The sequence below is a fragment of the Sphingomonas sp. NPDC019816 genome (genome assembly GCF_050274375.1).
Lineage (GTDB): Bacteria > Pseudomonadota > Alphaproteobacteria > Sphingomonadales > Sphingomonadaceae > Sphingomonas.
Window position 1 is genome coordinate 1 of the sequence record NZ_JBNNOB010000058.1, and the last position, 20,312, is coordinate 20,312.

At 65.2% G+C, this 20,312-nt stretch carries 17 protein-coding genes; 8 read left to right on the plus strand and 9 right to left on the minus strand.

The features are described from left to right. On the plus strand, nt 1-502 hold a 502-nt coding region (locus ACQKJZ_RS10165), incomplete at its 5' end, for an AAA family ATPase (RefSeq protein WP_427731051.1). Nucleotides 503-571: 69 nt separating this feature from the next. On the opposite strand, the gene ACQKJZ_RS10170 is transcribed toward ACQKJZ_RS10165, so the two are convergent. From ACQKJZ_RS10170 to ACQKJZ_RS10180, 3 genes are all read right to left on the minus strand, one after another. Continuing rightward, nucleotides 572-3,838, minus strand: coding sequence for a carboxypeptidase regulatory-like domain-containing protein (locus ACQKJZ_RS10170; RefSeq protein WP_427731052.1), 3,267 nt, complete (start codon nt 3,836-3,838; stop codon nt 572-574). 359 nt (nt 3,839-4,197) lie between these two features. Further along, nucleotides 4,198-7,266, minus strand: a complete 3,069-nt coding sequence (locus tag ACQKJZ_RS10175; protein ID WP_427731053.1) for a TonB-dependent receptor domain-containing protein — start codon at nt 7,264-7,266, stop codon at nt 4,198-4,200. A gap of 434 nt (nt 7,267-7,700) precedes the next feature. Next, nucleotides 7,701-10,568: a TonB-dependent receptor domain-containing protein gene (locus ACQKJZ_RS10180; protein WP_427731054.1), complete on the minus strand. Its 2,868-nt coding sequence runs from the start codon at nt 10,566-10,568 to the stop codon at nt 7,701-7,703. Between the two features lie 198 nt (nt 10,569-10,766). On the opposite strand from ACQKJZ_RS10180, the gene ACQKJZ_RS10185 reads away from it, so the two are divergent. After that, the gene (locus ACQKJZ_RS10185) at nt 10,767-11,333 is read left to right on the plus strand and encodes a hypothetical protein (RefSeq protein ID WP_427731055.1); all 567 of its coding nucleotides are present in this window, start codon (nt 10,767-10,769) and stop codon (nt 11,331-11,333) included. A gap of 6 nt (nt 11,334-11,339) precedes the next feature. On the opposite strand, the gene ACQKJZ_RS10190 is transcribed toward ACQKJZ_RS10185, so the two are convergent. The 3 genes from ACQKJZ_RS10190 to xseA are packed head-to-tail and all read right to left on the minus strand — an operon-like array spanning nt 11,340 to nt 13,830. Next, complete coding sequence (locus tag ACQKJZ_RS10190) at nt 11,340-12,185, minus strand: M23 family metallopeptidase (RefSeq protein WP_427731056.1); 846 nt, start codon at nt 12,183-12,185, stop codon at nt 11,340-11,342. Then, entirely contained in the window at nt 12,182-12,382 is a 201-nt protein-coding gene (locus tag ACQKJZ_RS10195; protein WP_312489043.1) for a DUF2093 domain-containing protein, read from the minus strand. Before ACQKJZ_RS10195 ends, ACQKJZ_RS10190 begins: the two co-directional genes overlap by 4 nt. Nucleotides 12,383-12,396: 14 nt before the next feature. Then, nucleotides 12,397-13,830, minus strand: coding sequence for an exodeoxyribonuclease VII large subunit (gene xseA, locus ACQKJZ_RS10200; RefSeq protein WP_427731057.1), 1,434 nt, complete (start codon nt 13,828-13,830; stop codon nt 12,397-12,399). Here xseA and purD point away from each other — a divergent pair. The 3 genes from purD to ACQKJZ_RS10215 are packed head-to-tail and all read left to right on the plus strand — an operon-like array spanning nt 13,829 to nt 16,499. After that, on the plus strand, nt 13,829-15,115 hold the full coding sequence (purD, locus tag ACQKJZ_RS10205) for a phosphoribosylamine--glycine ligase (RefSeq protein ID WP_427731058.1): 1,287 nt from the start codon (nt 13,829-13,831) through the stop codon (nt 15,113-15,115). The two genes, xseA and purD, sit on opposite strands and share 2 nt — an antisense overlap. Before the next feature lie 50 nt (nt 15,116-15,165). Further along, entirely contained in the window at nt 15,166-15,900 is a 735-nt protein-coding gene (locus ACQKJZ_RS10210) for a hypothetical protein (RefSeq protein ID WP_427731059.1), read from the plus strand. Between the two features lie 35 nt (nt 15,901-15,935). Beyond that, on the plus strand, nt 15,936-16,499 hold the full coding sequence (locus tag ACQKJZ_RS10215; RefSeq protein WP_427731060.1) for a hydrolase: 564 nt from the start codon (nt 15,936-15,938) through the stop codon (nt 16,497-16,499). A gap of 144 nt (nt 16,500-16,643) precedes the next feature. Here the strand turns inward: ACQKJZ_RS10215 and ACQKJZ_RS10220 are convergent, their stop codons facing one another. Continuing rightward, nucleotides 16,644-17,945: a hemolysin family protein gene (locus tag ACQKJZ_RS10220; protein WP_427731061.1), complete on the minus strand. Its 1,302-nt coding sequence runs from the start codon at nt 17,943-17,945 to the stop codon at nt 16,644-16,646. A 141-nt stretch (nt 17,946-18,086) separates the two neighbouring features. Between ACQKJZ_RS10220 and ACQKJZ_RS10225 the strand changes: the two genes are divergently transcribed. Together ACQKJZ_RS10225 and ACQKJZ_RS10230 are read left to right on the plus strand one after the other, a co-directional pair. After that, nucleotides 18,087-18,764, plus strand: coding sequence for an OmpA family protein (locus ACQKJZ_RS10225; protein WP_312490508.1), 678 nt, complete (start codon nt 18,087-18,089; stop codon nt 18,762-18,764). A 106-nt stretch (nt 18,765-18,870) separates the two neighbouring features. Continuing rightward, the gene (locus tag ACQKJZ_RS10230; RefSeq protein ID WP_427731062.1) at nt 18,871-19,107 is read left to right on the plus strand and encodes a hypothetical protein; all 237 of its coding nucleotides are present in this window, start codon (nt 18,871-18,873) and stop codon (nt 19,105-19,107) included. A 6-nt stretch (nt 19,108-19,113) separates the two neighbouring features. Here the strand turns inward: ACQKJZ_RS10230 and ACQKJZ_RS10235 are convergent, their stop codons facing one another. Both ACQKJZ_RS10235 and ACQKJZ_RS10240 read right to left on the minus strand, forming a co-directional pair. Then, complete coding sequence (locus ACQKJZ_RS10235; RefSeq protein WP_427731063.1) at nt 19,114-19,542, minus strand: nucleoside deaminase; 429 nt, start codon at nt 19,540-19,542, stop codon at nt 19,114-19,116. A 73-nt stretch (nt 19,543-19,615) separates the two neighbouring features. Continuing rightward, nucleotides 19,616-19,828, minus strand: a complete 213-nt coding sequence (locus ACQKJZ_RS10240) for a hypothetical protein (protein ID WP_312490511.1) — start codon at nt 19,826-19,828, stop codon at nt 19,616-19,618. Between the two features lie 149 nt (nt 19,829-19,977). Between ACQKJZ_RS10240 and rpmB the strand changes: the two genes are divergently transcribed. Then, nucleotides 19,978-20,286, plus strand: a complete 309-nt coding sequence (gene rpmB / locus ACQKJZ_RS10245; RefSeq protein ID WP_312490513.1) for a 50S ribosomal protein L28 — start codon at nt 19,978-19,980, stop codon at nt 20,284-20,286. Nucleotides 20,287-20,312: the final 26 nt, after the last annotated feature.

The window sequence follows — 20,312 nt, forward strand, 5'->3', positions numbered from 1 at the left end:
GGTGCTGGACGATGGTCGCCTGACCGATGGTCAGGGCCGGACGGTCGATTTCTCGAACACGCTGATCATTCTGACCTCGAACCTGGGCAGCCAATATCTGGCGGCGGTCGAGGACGGGCAGAGCGTCGAGAGCGTCGAGCCGCAGGTGATGGAGATCGTGCGCGGTCACTTCCGCCCCGAATTCCTCAACCGGCTGGACGAGATCATCCTGTTCCACCGTCTGGGCCAGAGCCATATGGGCCCGATCGTCGACATCCAGGTCGGCCGCGTCGCCAAGCTGCTGGCCGATCGCAAGATCACGCTGCACCTGACCGACGCCGCTCGCGAGTGGCTGGGCCGGGTGGGCTATGACCCGGTCTACGGCGCGCGCCCGCTGCGCCGCGCAGTCCAGCGCCACCTCCAGGACCCGCTGGCCGAGGAAATCCTGCGCGGGCATGTGAAGGACGGCGCGACCGTCACCGTCGACGAGGGTGAGGGGAAACTGGCGCTGTCGGTGTCGTAAGCCCGACGAAAAAGGGGGCGGCCCGCAAAGGACCGCCCCCGAAGTTGGAGTCCGTTGGGACCCCTGGGGTTAGAAGTTGACCCCGAATTGGATGCGCGCCGAGCGGCCCGGATTGTACGAGGTCGGCAGCGAGTAGACCGGCTGCGGTGCACCCGCCGAAGTCGTGCCCGTTTCCTGCAAGCGCATGACCGGCTTCGAATTGAGGACGTTGAACACCGACACGCGGATGAAGCCGCTGAAGGCATCGGTCGGCACCGCGACCTGGGCATCGAAGCCCAGCAGCGCCAGCCAGTTCGACTTCAACTGTGAACCACGATTGACGACCTGCAACGTGCTCGGGCGTGCACCGCCGGCCCGGTTGAAGGGGTCGTTGATGACGGTGAAGCCATTAGGGTTGCGGACGACGGAGCCGTTCACGACGTTACAATAGGCCGCGCTGGTCCGGTAATAGAGGCCCGCGATGCCGCCCGGCGCCGTGGCGTCATAATCGGCACTGGCCGGCGGACGGCCATAGCAACCGAACTTGCGCGGTGCCGCAACCGAAGCGGTGAAGCTCAACGTCAGCCAATCCGACGCCTTGTACGAACCCCATGCCTTGAAGTTGTGGCGGCGGTCGTTGGGCAGATAGCCGTAGGTGCCGTTGACCAGCACCGGCAAATCGAACGCCGTCGTCAGACCTGCATCGCTCTGAGCATTGTCCGAACGCACGCCACCTTCGATATTCCCGTAAATCTTGGAATAGGTGTAGTTGGCGTTCAGCGACCAGATGCCGTCCCATTCGCGCTCGAACGTGACATTGACGCCGCGATAGGTGCGCTGCGCGCGCGGATAGTTGAGCGAACCCGCCGACAGGACGACCTGACGGGCGGTCGTCTCACCAGGCAACGGATCGCTCAGCGTCACCGCCACGTCCCGACCTGGATTGATCAGCGCGAACTGATGCACGCCGCTCCAGATCGCACGACAATCCGCCGCCGCCTTGCCCTGCGCGATGCAGTACGGAACGATCGCCTGGTCGAGCGCGGCGTCCTCCAGCGAGTTGTTCAACTTCGTCTGGGTGAAGTTGAAACCGAGCTTGATGCGGTTGGCCAGGCGACGCTCCACGCCAAACACGATCTCGTCGACCGACTGCGGCTTCAGGTTGGAGGCGACGACCGATACCGTGCTGGGCACCGTGCCGTCATTGCTGACGACGCACGCCGTACCGGCAGGCGAGTTGTTCGGACAGGCGGTGAAGCCCGCACCAGTCGTGATCGGCGTACCCAGGATCGGCGTGTTGTTCGCGGTCAGACCGGCAAGACGGTAATAGGCACTGGAGTCCAATTCTCCGCCCGCCAGACGGACGTTGGTGTTGACCGCCACCGGCAGGAAGTAGCGGCTGAACGACCCGAAGAATTTGGTCCGGCCATCGCCCAGCGGATCGATGCTGGCGCCCAGGCGGGGGGCCCACTGGTTCTTCGCCAGGAAGAACACGGCACCCGCCGCATTGCGGCTTTCAAAGCGGTCATTGCGGATGCCCAGGTTCAGGTTCAGCCGGTCGTTGAGCAGCGTCCATTGGTCCTGCACATAATAGGCCGTGTTCCGCGTCGCGAATTCACCACCCGTGCGGAAGGTGCGTGCGGTGACATAGGACGTACCGCCCGGCAGGCCGACCACCGGATCGATCGTCGCGGCGTTGCCAGACGCGGTCAGCAACGTGTATTGCGCCCCGCCATTGGCGACAGTCAGCGAGTTGAGGTCCAGATCCTCGCGATCATAGCCGCCCCGGATGTGATGCGACCCCAGCAGTTCGAACCGCACATCGGCATCGGCGCGATAGAAGGTGCGCTTGTCGAAGTTCAACGAGGCGTTGGACTGGGTATTGCCGATGCTGCTGTTCGCGCCGTTACGCTGATCGACCACCGAAGGTAGGTCGGGGAGGCTCGACTCGGTGGTGTCGCTGTTCTTATTGACGCCATAGGCCGCCGACAGGGTCAGCCACTGCGTGAAGCTGCCGGTGTAGCGCAGGACGTAATTCTCACCGCCGGACCGATAGATATTGGTGGCTACATAGCCACCCGGCCGATTGGTGTTCAGATTATAGCGCTGGCCACTGGCGAGCGAATATTGGCTGGTGCCATAGACATTCTCGATGGTCGTGCCGCGCGTATCCCAATAGGTACCTTCGAGGCGCTGGCCATCGACAATCACGGCGTCGATCTTGGCGCCCCAGAACGGGCTGGTATTGCGATTCTGGCTATAGGACGTGCCGACGATCTGTTGGTTGAAGGTGTTCAGATCAGCGAAATTCGCACAGAGCGCCGGATTGCTGGCACAGCCATTGGCGCCGGTGGCGGTTGCAGAGGCGACGCCTGTGTAACCCTGACCGGAACGAACGTCACGGGCGTTGTAGATGCCGTAGAAGAACAGATGGTCCTTGATGATCGGACCCGACAGCTGCGCGACGAACTCATGGCGGTCCGAATAGGCCGAATCGTTGTCCGCCGCGTAGGTGTTGCGCGTCTTAGAGACGAGGCTGTTCGGCTGCCAGTTGAACAGGACGCCGCCATGCCATTCATTCGAGCCGGACTTGGTCGTGTTATTGACCATACCGCCGGTGAAGCGGCCGAACTCAGCAGGAATGCCGCCGACCTTGACCTCGACCGTCTGATAGAATTCGAAGGGCACGGTTACCGCACCAAGACCGTTACGGAATTGGGTGACGTTCAGGCCGTTGATGTAATAGACATTTTCCGACACCGACGCACCGTTGATCGATGGTAGCGATGGAAAGCGGCTGTCGCCGCCGACAGCGCCCGGTGCCAGAAGCACGACCGAGGTGAGGTCGCGTCCAACCGGAATGCGGGTCGCCAGATCGCCGACATCGATCGTCTGCCCGACCGTGTTGCTGCTGAAGTCGATGACCTGGACACGTCCGGCGGTCACGACGATGTCGCCGCTGGTGCCCGCATTCACCGGTTGGAGGTTGAACTGGTTCGCCGCGCGGCCCCGGATCAGGCGGACGGCGGGATCGGTGAAGCTGTCATAGCCGTCGGCGGTGATCGTGAAACTATAAGTACCCTGCGGCAGCGCGGCGATTGCGTAGGAGCCGTCCGCCTGCGTCGTCGCGCTGCGTGTGAAGCCTTGCGCCGTCGACGTCACCGTCACTGTGGCGCCGCCCAGCGGCGTCCCATCGGTCCCCAGCACGCGCCCGGTCGCGTTCACCTGTGTATAGTCCTGCGCCATCGCCGGCGTCGCAATCGCGACGGCACCAGCGCCCGCACCCAGCATCGCCAGGGCCTGCAAGGCGGCACCACGGCGCAGCCCGGTTTTCGAGAAAAACCCTCTCTTCGTCATCAGCAATGTCCCCTCTGCGAACCGCGTCGTCACGGCTCTCGCGGATGCCTTCCCCTGAGCGGCACCCACCTAATCTATGTCAGAAAGGTGACATTCGATTGCAACAGAAATTTAATACAATATCTATTTTACAGATCAGCCTGTGCAGTAAAGTCACACTTACAGACAGGCCCTCTGCCCTAATGTTTCAATTAACGGCATGCTGGATGCGGCCTGCCTAAAGTCTGAACATGGGTGATATGCTAGAGTAATACTGCACAACACCTCCATCGATTCGACCTTTCACTCGATCAGCCCAAACAAAAAGGGCGGCTCCCGCAGGAACCGCCCCCAGTGGGGTTCGCCGAGGCGAACCGGGGTTAGAAGTTGAATTTGGCGCCCGCGCGGACCTGGCGGCCGAAGATGCCGTCGCCGCCCTGCACCGCGTTGTAGAGATACGCGCCGTAGGTGACCGGGTCGATCGGAGGCAGGCGGTTGAAGACGTTGAGCACGTTCACATAGAAGGTAAACTTGTCGTTGACCTTGAACGACGCGTTCGCATCGGCGGTGATGTAACTCTTCACGCGGCAACCGAAATAGGCCGGGGCCTGGCCGCAATCCTTGTACGCATCGCCCTGATCCATGGCCGACAGGTCATAGCCCGAGGTGTAATTGACCGTCCCCGTCAGCGCGAAGTCGCCGAAGTCGAAGGTGTTGACCCAGTTGCCCTTCCACTCGAACGTGCCCGAACCGGCCGTCAGGTTGAAGTTGCCCAGCGTATCGACATAGGTCTGGCGCTTGCCTTTCACCGTCGTGCTCAGCTCCAGGATCAGGCTGGCGTTCAGATTGGTGGTCCAGCGGAACGTGCCGAAGTCGTAAAAGCCGTTGATGCCGAAATCGATACCCTCGGATTTGATCGTCTGGGCATTGATCAGCTGCGAGCGGACGAAGGCGATCTTCGGCTTGGCGTTGGGATTGTTGACGTCGACGGCATCTGGAATGACGTCGAAGCCACTGGGGATTGCGGCCCCGGCATAATAGGCATCGATCGCCGGCGATAGGTTCGGCGTCGTAATCGCCCCGGTTTTGCGGATGTTGTAATAATCGACGGTGAACGACAGGCCGCGCACCGGATCGACCTTGATACCCGCGGTGAAGCTGCGCGACTTTTCCGGCTCCAGATCCTGTGACGCCAGCGTCGTCTGACCGATCGAGTAATTCGTGATATAAGACGAGCAATTGGCCGGAGCATCCGACGCGCAAATCTGCCCCGCACCGGGGTTAATGCTGTACTGACGCAGGATTTCCGCTGGGATACTGCTCAGCGACTGGGTGACATAGCCGGTAGTCGGCAGCGCGTTGGCCTCGCCGAACGACGGGATGCGGAAGCCGCGTGAGTAGGTGCCGCGCAGCGTCAGCTGGCGGATCGGTTTGAAAATCGCGCCGAACTTGGGCGAGAAGGCGCTCTGGCCGCTCGAATAATGGTCATAGCGGCCCGAGGCATTCAGCGTCAGCTGGTCGAGGACGGGGGCATTGACCTCGTAGAAACCCGACGAGACGGTGCGGTTGCCCTTGGTGCCGAACGCGTTCAGGCGGAAATAGCGCTGGGTCGGGCCATTTTCATCCGAGTTGGCGCTGGGCGCGTCGATCGCCTCGTAGAAGATCGATCCGCCGACCGCGACGCGCAGGTCGCCACCCGGCAGCGCCATGATCGCCTTGCCCAGCGTGAACTGCGCCTGGAGCAGGTCCGAGCTGTCGTTGGTGATGTTGGTGGGCGTCAGATAGTTTAGCGTCGCCTGGCTGTTGAGGCCCGGATTGACGAAGTTATAGCTGCCATCCTTGATCACATCGAGCAGGTGCTGGATGTAGACATAGCCGTTCTGCTGCAGGCGCAGATCAGTATGCATCGCGGTCGCGTCGAAGCGGTAATCGACATCGTCGAAGATCGTGCCGTTGATCCCGAAGGCGGCGCGATAGACGCGGCTGCGGGTCTTGGTCGATTCGAAGCTGTTCGGCAGCTGGCCGACCAGCCGTGCGACCTGACCGGCGGCGGCGAACGGATTGTTCGGGTTCAGCGTGCCATTGGTTTCGTTGCACGCGCCGACGGTCGTGCGCGGGCAGACATAGACCGGTAGCGCCAGGATCGCCGAATTGGGATCGATCGCCGAGGTCGGGTTCTGCGACGTCGAATATTGCGGGAACAGGATACCGGCGGGCGCATTGGCGCGGATCGTCGTCGGCGAGCCGGTGTAGCTGGTCGTCGCCTGCTGGAAATTGACCTGCAGATAGGCTTCCGACGTGTCACCGACCCTGGCGGTGAAGCGCGCCGATCCGCCGACCCGCTCGATGTCGGGCGTGATGTTGCCGTACAGACGCTGGGTGTCGACCTGGCAGACGGTGCCGGGCGCGGTGGCGTTCCGCTGCGCCAACTCAGCAGCACTGAGATTGTATAGAGTGCCCGTCAGACACCCCGCCGCCGGGTTGAGCAGCTGATACCTGCCAAGCGCTGTCGTATTGGCGGCATCAGCTGGGAGAACGTAGAAATTCGGTGTGTTTATCCCGAAGTTACCAGTAACTTGCCCATTAGCGTCAAAGCCATTCGTTATATTATTCGGACCGCAAACGCGTCGGCCAATGCGTTCGCTGCAGATGCCGCGCTCGTCGCTCGAATTGAAGGGCCCGGGCAGCTGGCGCGCGCGCACGCCCTCCGAGCGATAATAGAAGCCGCTGATATAGGCGTTATAGCCCTGCTCATCGAGATCGCCGGTGCCGGCGGTCAGCGACAGGCGCTGGTTGGCGTTGTAGCCGCGCTCGGAAATGCCGGCCTCGGCGCGGCCCATGACGCCCTTCACCGAGCGCTTGGTGATGATGTTGACCACGCCCGCGATCGCGTCCGCGCCATAGCTCGACGAGGCGCCGTCGCGCAGCACTTCGACACGGTCGACGATGTCGTCGGGGATGGTGTTCAGGTCGACGAAGTTGCGCGTACCGTCATCCGACAGCGGATAATAAGCGGCGCGCAGGCCATCGAACAGCACCAGCGTCGAGTTGGTCGACAGGCCGCGCAGCGACACCGACGACGCACCGCTGGCGAACGCCCCATTGGCGGTGAACGAGTTGGTCAGCGCCGGGCCGTTGTTCGATGCCAGCGCCTGGATACCCGCCTGCACCGTGTTGATGCCGCGCGCGTCCAGATTCTCGGCGGTGATCGTCGAGACTGGCGACACGCCGGCATCCGCACCGCGAATGATCGAGCCGGTGACGACGATATCGCCGCCGGTGCCCGCATCCGCCTGCTCGGCGCCCTGCGCGACCTGCGCATTGTTTTCGGCATTCTGATTAGCCGCCGGCACGCTCTGCGCGACGGCGGGCACCGCCAGCAGCACCGACAATGGCGCGACGGTCGCCAGCAAGCCCCGCTTGCGCTGACCGATCCACGAATTGGTCATGGTCATTACCCCTTTTTCATCACCCGATGCCCGTTTTCGGTGCATCGGCATCCTGGCCCGGTCGAACGACTTTTCCGTTCCATAACCGAATGTTGCTTGATTGGGGCGGTGTCGAAGCATTGTAAAGATGGGAAAATATTGCGAACCGACGTCGTATTGTGCCCGCGCAGCAAGGCACATCTACTGTCCTACTCCCTTGTCATCGATTGCAGGCCCACACCAGCATGTCGATTCCGTTACAATTTGCGACAATATTTATTCCCCGAATGAAGGCGAAGTGAAGTGGCCGGCCACTCCATGACATGGGCCGGGGCTAATGCCGCACCGCCCGACCAGATGGTTCGTCCTTCTGGAACGCGCGAGAGGCGAACAACGCAAAAAGGGCGGCGAACCCGCAGGTTCGCCGCCCCATGATCCGCCCGGAGGGGACGGATTTAGAAGTTGAAGCGCACCGCCACGAAGAAGTCGCGGCCCAGCACGTCATAGACGCCCGGATAGGTGTTCGCCTGCTCTTGGTTCAGACCCAGCACCTTGGGCTGCTTGTCGAACAGGTTGTTGATACCGAACGACCAGTTCATGTTGTTGTTGACGTCGAACGAGAAGCTCAGGTCAAACACGTCATAGGCGGGGATACGCTCGACGAAGAAGGTCGTCGCATCGTCATCATCCCGTACGCTCGACAGGTGACGCCAGCGCATGCTGATCGTCGACGGACCATCGAGCAGCGAAACGCGCGACGTCCACTTCCACTTGGATACCGGCGTGATGCAGGTTAGGCCGAACTTGCCGGCACAACGGTTGACCTCGTTAGGCAGGTCCTGAACCGGGGTCAGGTTGCTGCGCGCGGTGTAGGTACCCTGCAGCATCGCACTCAACCGCGTCTCGCTGCCACCCAGCAGCGAGAAGCCGAGACGGGTGTTGAAGTCTGCCGCGAAGTCGACGCCTTCAACTTGGAGACGGCCGACATTGGCGTTCAGGATTTGCGGCGCGGTCGTGCCATCCAGCTGACCAAGAGCGTTGCGGGTGCCTTGGAAAGCCTGACAATACGCACTGTTAACGTTCTGAATGACGTTATAGCACAGGTTGATCGCGTTGGCGACGCCGCCGCCCAATTGCGAGATCGTGTTGTCGACCTTGATGTTGAAATAGTCGACACGGATCGACAGGCCCGGCACGAAGCTGGGGGTCAGCACGACACCGGCGGTGTAGCTGTCCGACGTTTCCTGCTGCAGATCGGGATTGCCGCCAACGGTCGCCTGAATTTGCTGATTCAATTGAACCGTGTTCGAGCCGACCGCCGCTGCCGGAACACCGGTGGCGACGCACAGATTGCGGATGGTCGCATTGGTCGCGGCCGACGCCTGCGCGCAAGGGTCGATGGCCTGATAGAAGCCAGTCGCCTGACCACCGAACAGCTCCCCGACGTTGGGCGCACGAACCGCACGCTGATACTGACCACGGAACATGATGTCGCGTGCCGGCGCCCAGGTGAAGTCACCCGCATAGGTCCAGACCCCGCCGACCGCCGCCAGCGAATAGTCCGAATAGCGGCCCGCGCCGTGCAGTTCCAAGCGGTGGAAGAAAGGCTTGTCCGCCAGGATCGGCACGCGGATTTCGCCGAAGACCTCCTTCACGTTGTAGCTGCCGGCGGTCGCGTCACCGGCATTGAAGCCGATCACGTCGCCCGACGACAATGCCGTGTCAGGAATGAACTCCGACGACATCTTGCGATATTCGCCGCCCAGCGCGAAGCCGATGTCTTCGCCCCCGAGGCCAAGGTTGAACAGCGAACCCGACACCGAGGCATTGGCCACCTGCAGGACCGAGGTATCGCCATTCTGTGCCAGAATGGTGATCTGATCGAGCATTGCCGGGGTCAACGTCCCCGGGCCGAAGATATTGATCGGCGTGGCCGTACCATTCAGCCCCGCCTGGAACGCTGAACGCGAGATGTTACCGCGCTGCACGTTGGCGTTGCGAGTCCGCGCATAGGAATAATAGGCGTCATAGTTCAGCCAGTCGGTGATGTCACCGCGCACGCCCGTCAGCAGGCGGAAGGCGCTGCGTTCGTCGAGCGAGTTGCGACGTCCGGCTTCGTTGATGCGACGCTGGATCGCGAGCGGAACGACGCCGTCGCCGACCGTGTTACCCGTGGCCGCAATCCCATCCAGCGTCCGAAGCGCTGCGACGTCGTTCGCCGACAGGAACGACGCGACCGAATTGATATTGACGTTGAACGTGCCGGTAACCGGCGTCGGCGCCAGCTCGTTGGCAACGCGATTGTTGACGAACGTGGCTTCCAGATAGGCGGTGTGACCGTCCTTGAACTCATAGTCGGCGTACCCACCGATCAGATAGCGCTCCTGCGGCACCATCAGATAGTTGTCGACCGCGTAATTGTAGAGATCGGTCGGGGTTCGACGGCGGCTGACGCCCGGCGCGGTGAAATAGGCGCCAGGCGAACAGAAGACGTTGCCTGCCGGGCAGTCCGCCGCTGCGTAGGTGGAGGTCACACGCCCGAACGGCGTGGTCGACGAACCGGCCGGGATCAGCGCGGTGGAATCGTCATTCTCACCCAAGGCATTGCGCGAGAAATCGCGCGCGCCCTGAAAAATCGAATCACGGTTGTAATATTCGCCATAGACGGTCGCATGACCGCGATCGCCAAGATCGCCGCCGATCGCGACATAAGCCTCGTAACGACGGCCATCGCCGCGCTCCGTAATGCCGTACTGGCCGCCGGCCAGCACGCCGTTCAGATTGTTGCGCAGGCGGAAATTGACGACGCCCGCGACCGCGTCCGAACCGTACACGGCCGATGCGCCACCGGTGACGACATCGATGCCCTCCAGCAGGAACGAAGGGATGGTGTTGAGGTCGACCACCTGCGAGGTGTCAAAGGACACCCAGCGACGGCCGTTGACCAATACGAGCGTACGCTGTGAACCCAGATTGCGCAGGTTCAGCGTCGACACGCCGCCGCCCGGATTGTTCGAGAACGCCGTCGAACCCGGGATCACCTGCGGCAGGGTGTTGATCACCGATTCCACGTTGACCGAACCGGAGAGCTGGAACTCCTCCTGGCCGACGACGGCGACCGGGGCGGCGGTCTGCAGCGTGCGGCTGGCGATGCGCGAACCGGTGACGACGATTTCGCCCGTTCCTTGCGCCGCGGCCGGTGCGGTGGTGACGTCGGCGCCGGTGTCGGTCGCCGGCGCGGTCTGTGCTTGCGCAGCGGTGCCAACGGCAAAGGCCCCCAGCATGAACGTCGTTGCGAGCAAGCGCGAACGCATTCCCTTCATATATAAACCCCTTTTATTGTTCATCCGTCTTCGCGGATCGACGATGCCAGCACGGGCCCCGTGCGGGATCGGCTAGGTCGATGTTATGCAATACTTTTGTCATCACGCAACAATCCAACCCCCTTGGTGGGCGGAAATGTCGCGCCTTTTGGCAATCTTGTGACAAAACGGACACAGACGGTCGCGCCGGAACAGTGTATGCCGACCGCGCAAAAGGGGCGTCAGATGCAAACAAAGGTTATGTTTTTCATCGGTTTAGTTTGGCTGGCCGCCTGCCAGGACGGCGCTCTCGCGCAATCCGGCGACGGGGAGAAGGCAAACCAGGGAACGATCCTGATCGATCGGATCACCGCCTGCCGGGCGATCGGCGATGCCGGACAGCGGCTGACCTGCTTCGATCAGGCCGCCGCATCGCTGGACAAGGCGAGGCAGGAAAAACAGATGGTGGTGCTCGATCGCACCGAAGTCCGCGAAAAGCGCCGATCGCTGTTCGGGCTGCGCCTGCCCGAAATCCAACTGTTCGGGCGCGAGGAAGCCAAGGAGCCGGAGCTTCGCGAAGTCCGTTCCAAGGTCGTCAAGCTGTCGCCCTATGGACGGGACCAATGGACGGTGTGGCTGGAAGAGGGCGGCATATGGCGCACGACCGAAAAGGCGCGTTTCGATCCCGAAGTCGGTCAGTCGGTCCGCATCTTCAAGGCCGCGATGGGTAGCTTCCGCGCGTCCTTCGACGGTAATCTCGCCGTCCGAATAGAACGCGTGGAATAAGGCCCCTCACCCCATCGGCCCCGTCACCAGCAGCGGGTCGAGTTTGCGGCCGCGCCATTGCAGGCTCCAGTGGAGGTGCGGGCCGGTCGCGCGGCCGGTGGCGCCGACGGCGCCGATCGGCTGGCCCTGGCGGACATGCTCGCCGGGGCGGACGTCGATGCGCGACAGGTGCAGGAAGGCGCTGTTGAGGCCCTGACCATGGTCGAGCATCAGCAGATGCCCCTCCAGCGTGAAGGGCTGGTCGGCGGCCAGGATCACGACGCCATCGGCCGGCGCGCGGACGATGGTGCCGGTGGCGGCGGCGATGTCGGTGCCCGAATGATAGCTGCCCGGCTCGCCGCGATAGATGCGCTGCGCGCCGAACAGGCCCGAGATGCGACCCCGGACCGGCCATTGCAGCGGCTGACGCCAGCCTTGCGCGTCGGTCGCCTCGGCGCGGGCGGCGCGGATCCGTTCCAGCTCGGGCGGGCGAAGCCGCTGGAATTCAGGATCGGGGACGGGATATTTGGGCAGGCGGTTGAGCCGTTCGATCCGCCAGGCGCGCGGGGCGATGGCGAGCGTCTGGCGCATCTGGCGACCATCCGAAAGCGTCGCGACCAGTTCGGCCCGGGGGCCGGCATCCCGATCGAAGCCGATCAGGAAGGCGGCCTCCGGCGTCAGCGGCACATCCTGTCCGTCGAGGGTCAGCGAGACGGTGCCGGCCGGCGCCTGCCCGTGGATCAATCCGCCTTGGCTGAGTTCGCCGGTCCAGCGGAACGGGGACTGGGGAGCGGCGCTCTGCGCCACCAGCACCGATGCCGGGGCCAGCCCCGCCGCCAGCAGCGCCAGCGCGAACCCACGCCCGGCTTTCATCGGGGGCCGAGCACCTGTGCGGTCGCATGGGCGTCGACATAGGCTTCCTGCCGTTCGGCGCTCCAATATTTCAGGTCTTCGAGCGCGATGCGCCGTTCGGTCACCGCGCAGACGACGTGATCGCCCGGCGACAGGACACGAAAGCCATTGGCCAGATAGTGGAGCCGCGCGGGGCGATCGGTGTTCGACATCAACATGGGTCTGCCTTGGATCAGAGGAGCGTGGGCTGGCTGGGCTGGGACGGATCGGCCTTCGGCTCCCGCTTGGGCTTGTCATAGGTTTTGGGTGCGGGGCGCTCAAGTCCGGCCTGATCACCCACCCGATCCACGGCGACATCGACCGCGCCGTCGCGGAAGCGCAGCGTCAGCGTATCGGCCGCCCGCGCCGCCTCGGCCGAGGACAAGGTCTCGCCACCGGGACGCGCGGTGATCCGGGCATAGCCGCGCTCCAGGATACGGTCGGGGTTGAGCGACTGGACCAGCCGCCAGGTCGCGGCCAGCCGGTCGCGACCACGCTCCACCTGCCGCTCCAGGATCGCCGGACGCAGCGCCGCACCCGCCCGGTCGAGGCCACCGCGCGCCAGCGTCACCCGCCGCTCCAGCCCGCGATCAAGCCGCGCGCCCGCCTCGTCCGCACGCTGGCGCTGCGGTCCGAGCAACTGGTCGCGCTTGGGGAGAAGCCGCGCCATCGCCTCCAGTCGCTCACGGCCGCGTTCGACATAGCGGCGCGCGCAACGCTCGGTGCGCTGGCGATGGCTGGCCACGGTCAGGCGCAAATCCGCCAGCACGGGCACCGCGATCTCAGCCGCTGCGGTCGGGGTCGGCGCGCGAAGGTCGGCGGCATAGTCACACAGGGTCGTGTCGGTCTCGTGGCCCACCGCCGAGATGATCGGGATGGAGCAGTCCGCCACCGCGCGGACGACGATTTCCTCGTTGAAAGACCAGAGGTCCTCGATCGAACCGCCGCCGCGCGCGACGATCACCAGATCGGGACGCGGCACCGGGCCACCGGGCTGGATCGCATCGAAGCCCCGGATGGCGGCGGCGACTTCCTCCGCCGAGCCCGCGCCCTGCACCTTGACCGGCCAGACGATGACATGGGTCGGACAGCGATCCTCCAGCCGGTGGAGAATGTCGCGGATCACCGCCCCCGTGGGCGAGGTGACGACGCCGATCACCGGCGGCATGAAGGGCAGCGGCTTTTTCCGCTCGCGGGCGAACAGACCCTCGCCCGCCAGCTTGGCCTTCAGCTTTTCGAACAGCGCCATCAGCGCGCCCGCGCCGGCCAGCTCCATCCGCTCGACGACGATCTGGTATTTGGACCGGCCGGGGAAGGTGGTCAGGCGGCCGGTCGCGATCACCTCCACCCCGTCCTGCGGCTGGAAGGGCAGCGTATTCGCCGCCCCCTTCCACATCACCGCATCGATGACCGCATTCTCGTCCTTCAGGCTCATATAGACATGGCCCGAGGTCGCGCGCTTGTACCCCGAAATCTCGCCGCGCAGGCGGACATGGCCGAATTCGCCTTCCACCATCCGCTTCAGCTTCAGGCTGAGTTCGCCGACCGACAATGCGAGTGCGTTGTCGCCGGCGATCTCCTCGGCTACCAGCCTCGCACTTTCGTCATAGGGATAAGGATCGGGCATGAACGTCCTGCTGCTGGGATCGGGCGGTCGCGAACACGCATTGGCGTGGAAGCTGGCACAGTCGAACGGGTTAGATACGCTCTACGCCGCGCCCGGCAACCCCGGTATCGCGCAGCATGCGACCTGTGTCGCGCTGAACGCGACCGATCACGCCGCCGTGGTGGCGTTCGTGAAGGATCATGCCATCGGCCTGGTCGTGGTCGGCCCCGAAGCGCCGCTGGTCGATGGCTTGGCCGATTCGCTGCGTGCCGAGGGCGTGCCGGTGTTCGGGCCGAGCAAGGCCGCCGCGCAGCTGGAAGGGTCGAAGGGCTTCACCAAGGATTTGTGCCGCCGCGCCGACATCCCGACCGCCGGTTATGTCCGGGTGAACACGCTGGCCGAGGCACAAGCTGCGCTCGCCAGCACCTTCGGCCTGCCGGTCGTCATCAAGGCCGATGGCCTGGCGGCGGGCAAGGGCGTGACCGTCGCCTTCACCAAGGCCGAGGCCGAGGGCGCGATCACCGACCTGTTCTCCGTCCCCGGCGCCGAAGTCGTGATCGAGGAGTTTCTGGAGGGCGAGGAGGCGAGCCTCTTCGTCCTGACCGATGGCGAGGCGCTCCTGCCGTTCGGCTCGGCGCAGGACCACAAGCGCGTCGGCGACGGCGATACCGGCCCGAATACCGGCGGCATGGGCGCCTATAGCCCCGCACGCGTCCTGACGCCCGAGCTGGAAGCCCAGGCGATCGAGCGGATCGTGCGGCCGACCGTCGATACGCTGCGCGCCGAGGGGACGCCGTTCTCGGGCGTGCTCTATGCCGGGCTGATGCTGACCGAGCAGGGGCCCAAGCTGATCGAATATAATGCCCGCTTCGGTGATCCCGAATGTCAGGTGCTGATGCTGCGCTTCCAGGGTGACCTGCTGGCGGTGATGCTGGCGGTGGCCGAGGGGCGGCTCGCCGAGTTGCCCGCGCCCAGTTTCTCCGACGATCCTGCGCTGACCGTCGTGATGGCGGCGGCGGGCTATCCCGGCACGCCTAGAGCGGGTGGGGCCATCGATGCGATCGACGCCGCCGAGGCGACCGGCGCTGTGGTGTTCCAGGCGGGCACGAAGATGGATGGCGAGCAGCTGGTCGCCAGCGGCGGTCGCGTGCTGGCCGTGACCGCCAGTGCCGCCACCGTGGGCGAGGCGCAGGCCGCCGCATACCGCGCGGTCGACGCCATCCGCTTCCCCGATGGCTTCTGCCGCCGCGACATCGGCTGGCGCGAAGTCGCGCGCGAAGCGGACGCTACGGGAACCGTGCGCTGACCCAATCGATTGGGCTCGCGATCGGGGCGATGGGACAATAGGGTAAAGCGATGAACGACACGACGCCAGCACCGGCTGAAAGCCTGATCCCCGATGGCGTCGCCGCCATCACGACCATCCATTTCGTTTTCATCGGGCTGGTCGCGATCGCGGCGATCGCGGTCATCCTGATCGGCATGCGCCTGAAACGCCGCCGCACCCATGCGGCGCGACAGGTGGATCGCAATGCGGAGGAAGCGGGCCTGACCCTGCGCCAGCCCGACAGCACGCCGCTGAACGAGGCGGATCTGACCCGCCCCGAATCGTCGTCGCAGCCGACGCCCGCGCCCGCCCCATCACCCACGCCATCCCCGGCACCCACCCCTGCCCCCACCCCCGCACCGGTACCGGCCACCCCGCCGAGCATGCCGGCACCCGCCGCACCGGAGGAGTCCGCGCCCGCCGAGGATCGGCTGAACGACGAACCGGTGGCCGCCGCCGCGCCGATGGACGCCAGCCCCGCCGCCGAGGCGGCACCGCAGGCCGCGGTCGAGGATACGCGACCCGAGGACCAGCCGATCACCCTGCTCAAGGGCCTCGGCCCCAAGCTGACCCAGAAGCTGGCCGAACATGGCATCGCCACGGTCGGTGACATGGCCAGCCTGAGCGAGGCGCAGGCGCAGGCGCTCGATGCGCAGCTGGGGCCCTTTTCGGGTCGCATGGCGCGCGATCGCTGGCTGGAGCAGGCGCGCCTGCTGGCGGCAGGCGATCGCAAGGGGTTCGAGGCGGTCTTCGGCCGCCTCTGAGGGAACGGCTGCTCGCTTCCGCCAATTGAGCGGGGATGACGACGCTCGATCCCCGCACCACCGCGCTCATCCTGATCGACCTGCAGGACGGCATCATCCCCCATGCCGGCGGCCCGCGTTCGGGCGAGGACGTGGTGGACACTGCCAAGACGCTCGCCTGCCGCTTCCGCGACGCCGGCGCCCCCGTCATCCTGGTCCATGTCGGCTTCACGCCGGAGACGATGCCGAGCCAGAATGTCGACCGGCCCAGCCTGCCCGCCGGCGGCACCCCGCCCGAGTTCAGCGCCTTCGTCCCTGGCCTGCGCCGGCCGGGTGATATCGTCGTGCTCAAGCATCACTGGGGCGCCTTCACCGGGACCGATCTCGACCTGCAACTGCGGCGGCGCGGGGTGCGGACGGTAGTGATCGCCGGGATCTCGACCAATATGGGCGTCGAGTCGACCGCGCGCTCGGCCTGGGAACTATCCTATGACGTGGTCATCGCCGAAGACGCCTGCGCGTCGCGTTCGGCCGAACTCCACGCCTTTGCGATCGAGAACATCTTTCCCCAGATCGCGCGGGTGGTGGCATCGGGGGATATGGCGCTAGCTGCACGATAGACGCCGGGCGGCGGCGTTTCACCGCCCTTGCCGCGACCTCGCCGGCATCTTGGCATTGGAGGAATAATCCACGGGCTGTCGACAGGCTTACCCGGCGACCCGGCACCGCCCCGCCCGGCAAGGATAGTGGTGATGGGGTGCGGCTTAGACCGCGCTGACCAGCAGCTTGTCGATCCGCCGCCCGTCCAGATCGACCACTTCGAACCGCCAGCCCTGTTCGACGAAGCTCTCGCCCTCGCCCGGCAGGTGGCGGAAGACGGCGAGCGCCAGCCCGGCGACGGTCGCGTAATCGCGGTCGTTGGGCAGGTCGATGCCGAGGCGATCGGCCAGCGCATCAGCCGCCATGGTGCCGGCGACCAGCAGCGATCCGTCGTCGCGCTCGACGACCGAGGGCGCTTCGCCCGGATCGGCGTCGGAGGCGAACTCGCCCGCGATCGCGGCCAGCAGGTCGGACGGGGTCACGATCCCTTCGAAATGGCCGTATTCGTCATGGATCAGCGCCATCGGCACCTCGGCCTGGCGCAGCGCCAGCAGCACGTCCATCGCGTCGATCCGGTCGATGACGACCGGCGCCTTGCGCATCAGATGCTTGAGGTCGAGCGGTTTGCCCCGGAACAGCGCCATGGCGATGTCGCGCGCCTGCACCACGCCGACCACCGCATCGATCGAGCCCTCGCCCACCGGCAGGCGGGTACGCGGGCTTTCCAGCAGCTTGGCGCGAATCGCCTCGTCATCCAGCGTACAGTCGAGCCAATCGATCTCCGTACGCGGCGTCATCACCTCGCGCACCGGCCGGTCGGCCAGACGCACCACGCCCGAGATGATCGAGCGCTCATGCTCCTCGATCACGCCGGACTTGGACGCCTCGGCGACGATCAGGTGCAGCTCCTCGGCGGTCACCTGATCCTCATTGTCGCGGTTCAGGCCCAGCAACTTGAAGATGATGCCGCTGGTCGAATCAAGCACCCAGACGATCGGCGCGGTCCCCATCGCCAGCCAGCGCATGGGCCGCGCGACGAAGGCCGCGATCGGCTCGGGCTTGCGCAGCGCGAACTGCTTGGGGACCAACTCGCCCAGGATCAGCGAGGCATAGGTGGTCAGCCCGATCACCAGCGCGAAGCCCAGCGTCGCGGCGGTGGCGGGGGCGACGCCCAGCGCCTGTAACCGCGCCGCCGTCGGCGTGCCCAGGCTCGCGCCCGAATAGGCGCCGGCGATGATGCCGGTCAGGGTGATGCCGATCTGGACGGTCGAGAGGAACTTGCCGGGATCGGCGGCCAGCGTCAGCGCGGCCTGTGCGCCCTTGCTCCCGCCCCGGGCCATCCCCTCCAACCGGGCGCGGCGCGCCGAGACGATCGCCAGCTCGCTCATCGCAAAGGCCCCGTTCAACGCGACGAGCGCGAGGATGATGAGGACGTCGATCCAGGGAGAGGGGGGCAGCGGTGCCATCGGTGTGGAGTGCTCATAGCGGGCCGGACAGGCCTTCGACAACTCCCGTTCGTCATGTTCCGTTCAGATCGCTTGCGGAACAAGCGCCCCCGGCTTTGCGTTTCGGGCATGAGACGCGTCAAACTAACAAGGGTTATGCGCATGAAGATGTCCGCGAAATTCCTGACCATGGCCGCGCTGTCGGCGCTGGTCGCCACCTCGGCCTGCACCACTGATCCCGTAACCGGGCAACAGCGCCTGTCGAAGGCGGCGATCGGCGGCCTGGGCGGCGCGGTCGGCGGCTATCTGCTCGGCGATCTGGTCGGCGGGCGGCGCGACCGTACCGAGAAGATCCTGGGTGCGGGCATCGGCGGCCTCGCGGGCGCGGGCATCGGCGCCTATATGGACAAGCAGGAACGCGATCTGCGCGCCCGTACCGCCGGCACCGACGTGCAGGTGGTCCGCCAGGGCGACGATCTGCTGCTGAACCTGCCTTCGGGCATCACCTTCGCGTACAACTCGTCGCAGGTGCAGCCGCAGTTCCGCCAGACGCTGGATCAGGTCGCCGACATCCTGTCGCAATATAAGCAGACCTATATCGATGTGTACGGCCATACCGATTCGACCGGCAGCGATGCCTATAACCAGCGCCTGTCCGAACAGCGCGCGGTGTCGGTCGCCGACTATCTCGCCTCGCGCGGGGTGCAGTCGGCCCGTATCGGCACGCGCGGCTTCGGCGAGTCGCAGCCGATCGCGTCCAACGATACCGAAGAGGGCCGCGCCGCCAACCGCCGCGTCGAGATCAAGATCGTGCCGATCCGCGAGGGCGACCTGCGCTGATCGACCCGCAACGGGTCAAGGGAACGGGGCCTGGACGGATGTCGTCCGGGCCCTTTTTCGTTTCTTCATCCCACCGTCACGCGTCCGTCATCGCGGCCAGACTTTCATGGGCGGGAACGCCCCCGACAAGGAATGCGAGTCGCATGACGCAACGGCCGGACGGACATTCGCTTGCTGCCTTCTGGATCGGCGTCTTGCTGACCGGCTTTCTGACACGCTTCTGATCCTGGATGCCTGGAACATCGCGCCGCATTCGACGCTGCGCGCTGGCATCGTGGGCATCGCGAGCGGCATGGTGGCGAGGATGCTGGTCCGCGGTTTGCACGGTCCCGGGAAAGCGTGAGACAGACTACCGCCGTGCGGTGAAGAAGTCCCGCAACAGGCCAGCGGCTTCCCCCTCCCCCATCCCGGCATAGATGTCGGGTCGGTGGTGACAGGTCGGCTGGGAGAAGAAGCGCGGGCCGTGTTCGACCGCGCCGCCCTTGGGATCGCTGGCAGCATAATAAAGCCGCGCGATCCGCGCATGGGCGATCGCGCCGGCGCACATCGCGCACGGCTCCAGCGTGACCCACAGATCGCAATCCTCAAGCCGGTCCCGGCCAAGCCGGGCGGCGGCGGCGCGAATCGCCTGGACCTCGGCATGGGCGGTGGGGTCGTGCAGGCGGCGGGGCGCATTGGCACCGACCGCGATGATCGCACCGCCCTGCACGATCACCGCGCCCACCGGTACCTCCCCCGCCGCGCCTGCCTCGGCAGCAGCGTCGAGCGCGGCGCGCATCGGGGCGGGGAGCGGAAACATCGCCCCTCCCTGCCCCGCGTCACGCGCGCGGACAAGAGGGGCGCGCGTGGGATTACTGCGTGTTGTCGGCAGGCTTCTCGACGCTCACCGTTGGCACCTCGACCGTCCTCTGGGTGGTGCCGACCGACACCTTGGGCCCTTCGGCGCGGAAGGTCGGGGCCTGGACGACGGCGGGGCGCGTCTGATCGATGCTGATCCACCCCATCGCCATGGCGCCGGCGACCAGCAACAGGACGATGCCGATAAGGACGAGAAAGGCGCGCATGGGTCTGGCTCCATCAGGTTCGTTGCCGTAACAACGCCGCGTGGCGGGGCGGGTTGCACGGCCAATCATGGGGAATCGGTTGACGCCGACGCCTGTACGGGTTATCCGCGCGGCCTTTCCGGGCATTGCCTGAAACCAGGATAACGATCATGTCGCGCATTTGCGAGCTGACCGGCAAGGGCCGGCAGGTGGGTAACAACGTTTCCCACGCCAACAACAAGACCAAGCGTACGTTCCTGCCGAACCTGCAGAACGTCACGCTGATTTCCGACGCGCTGGAAAAGAGCGTCCGTCTTCGCGTTTCGACCCACGGCCTGCGCTCGGTCGAGCACAATGGCGGCCTCGACAACTGGCTGGTCAAGACCTCGGACGAACAGCTGTCGCTGCGCGCGCGTCGCCTGAAGCGCGACGTCGTCAAGAAGCTGGCCGGCGCCAAGACCGAAGCCGCCGCCGCGTAATTTCGCGTCGCGTGCCTGAGGTTTCG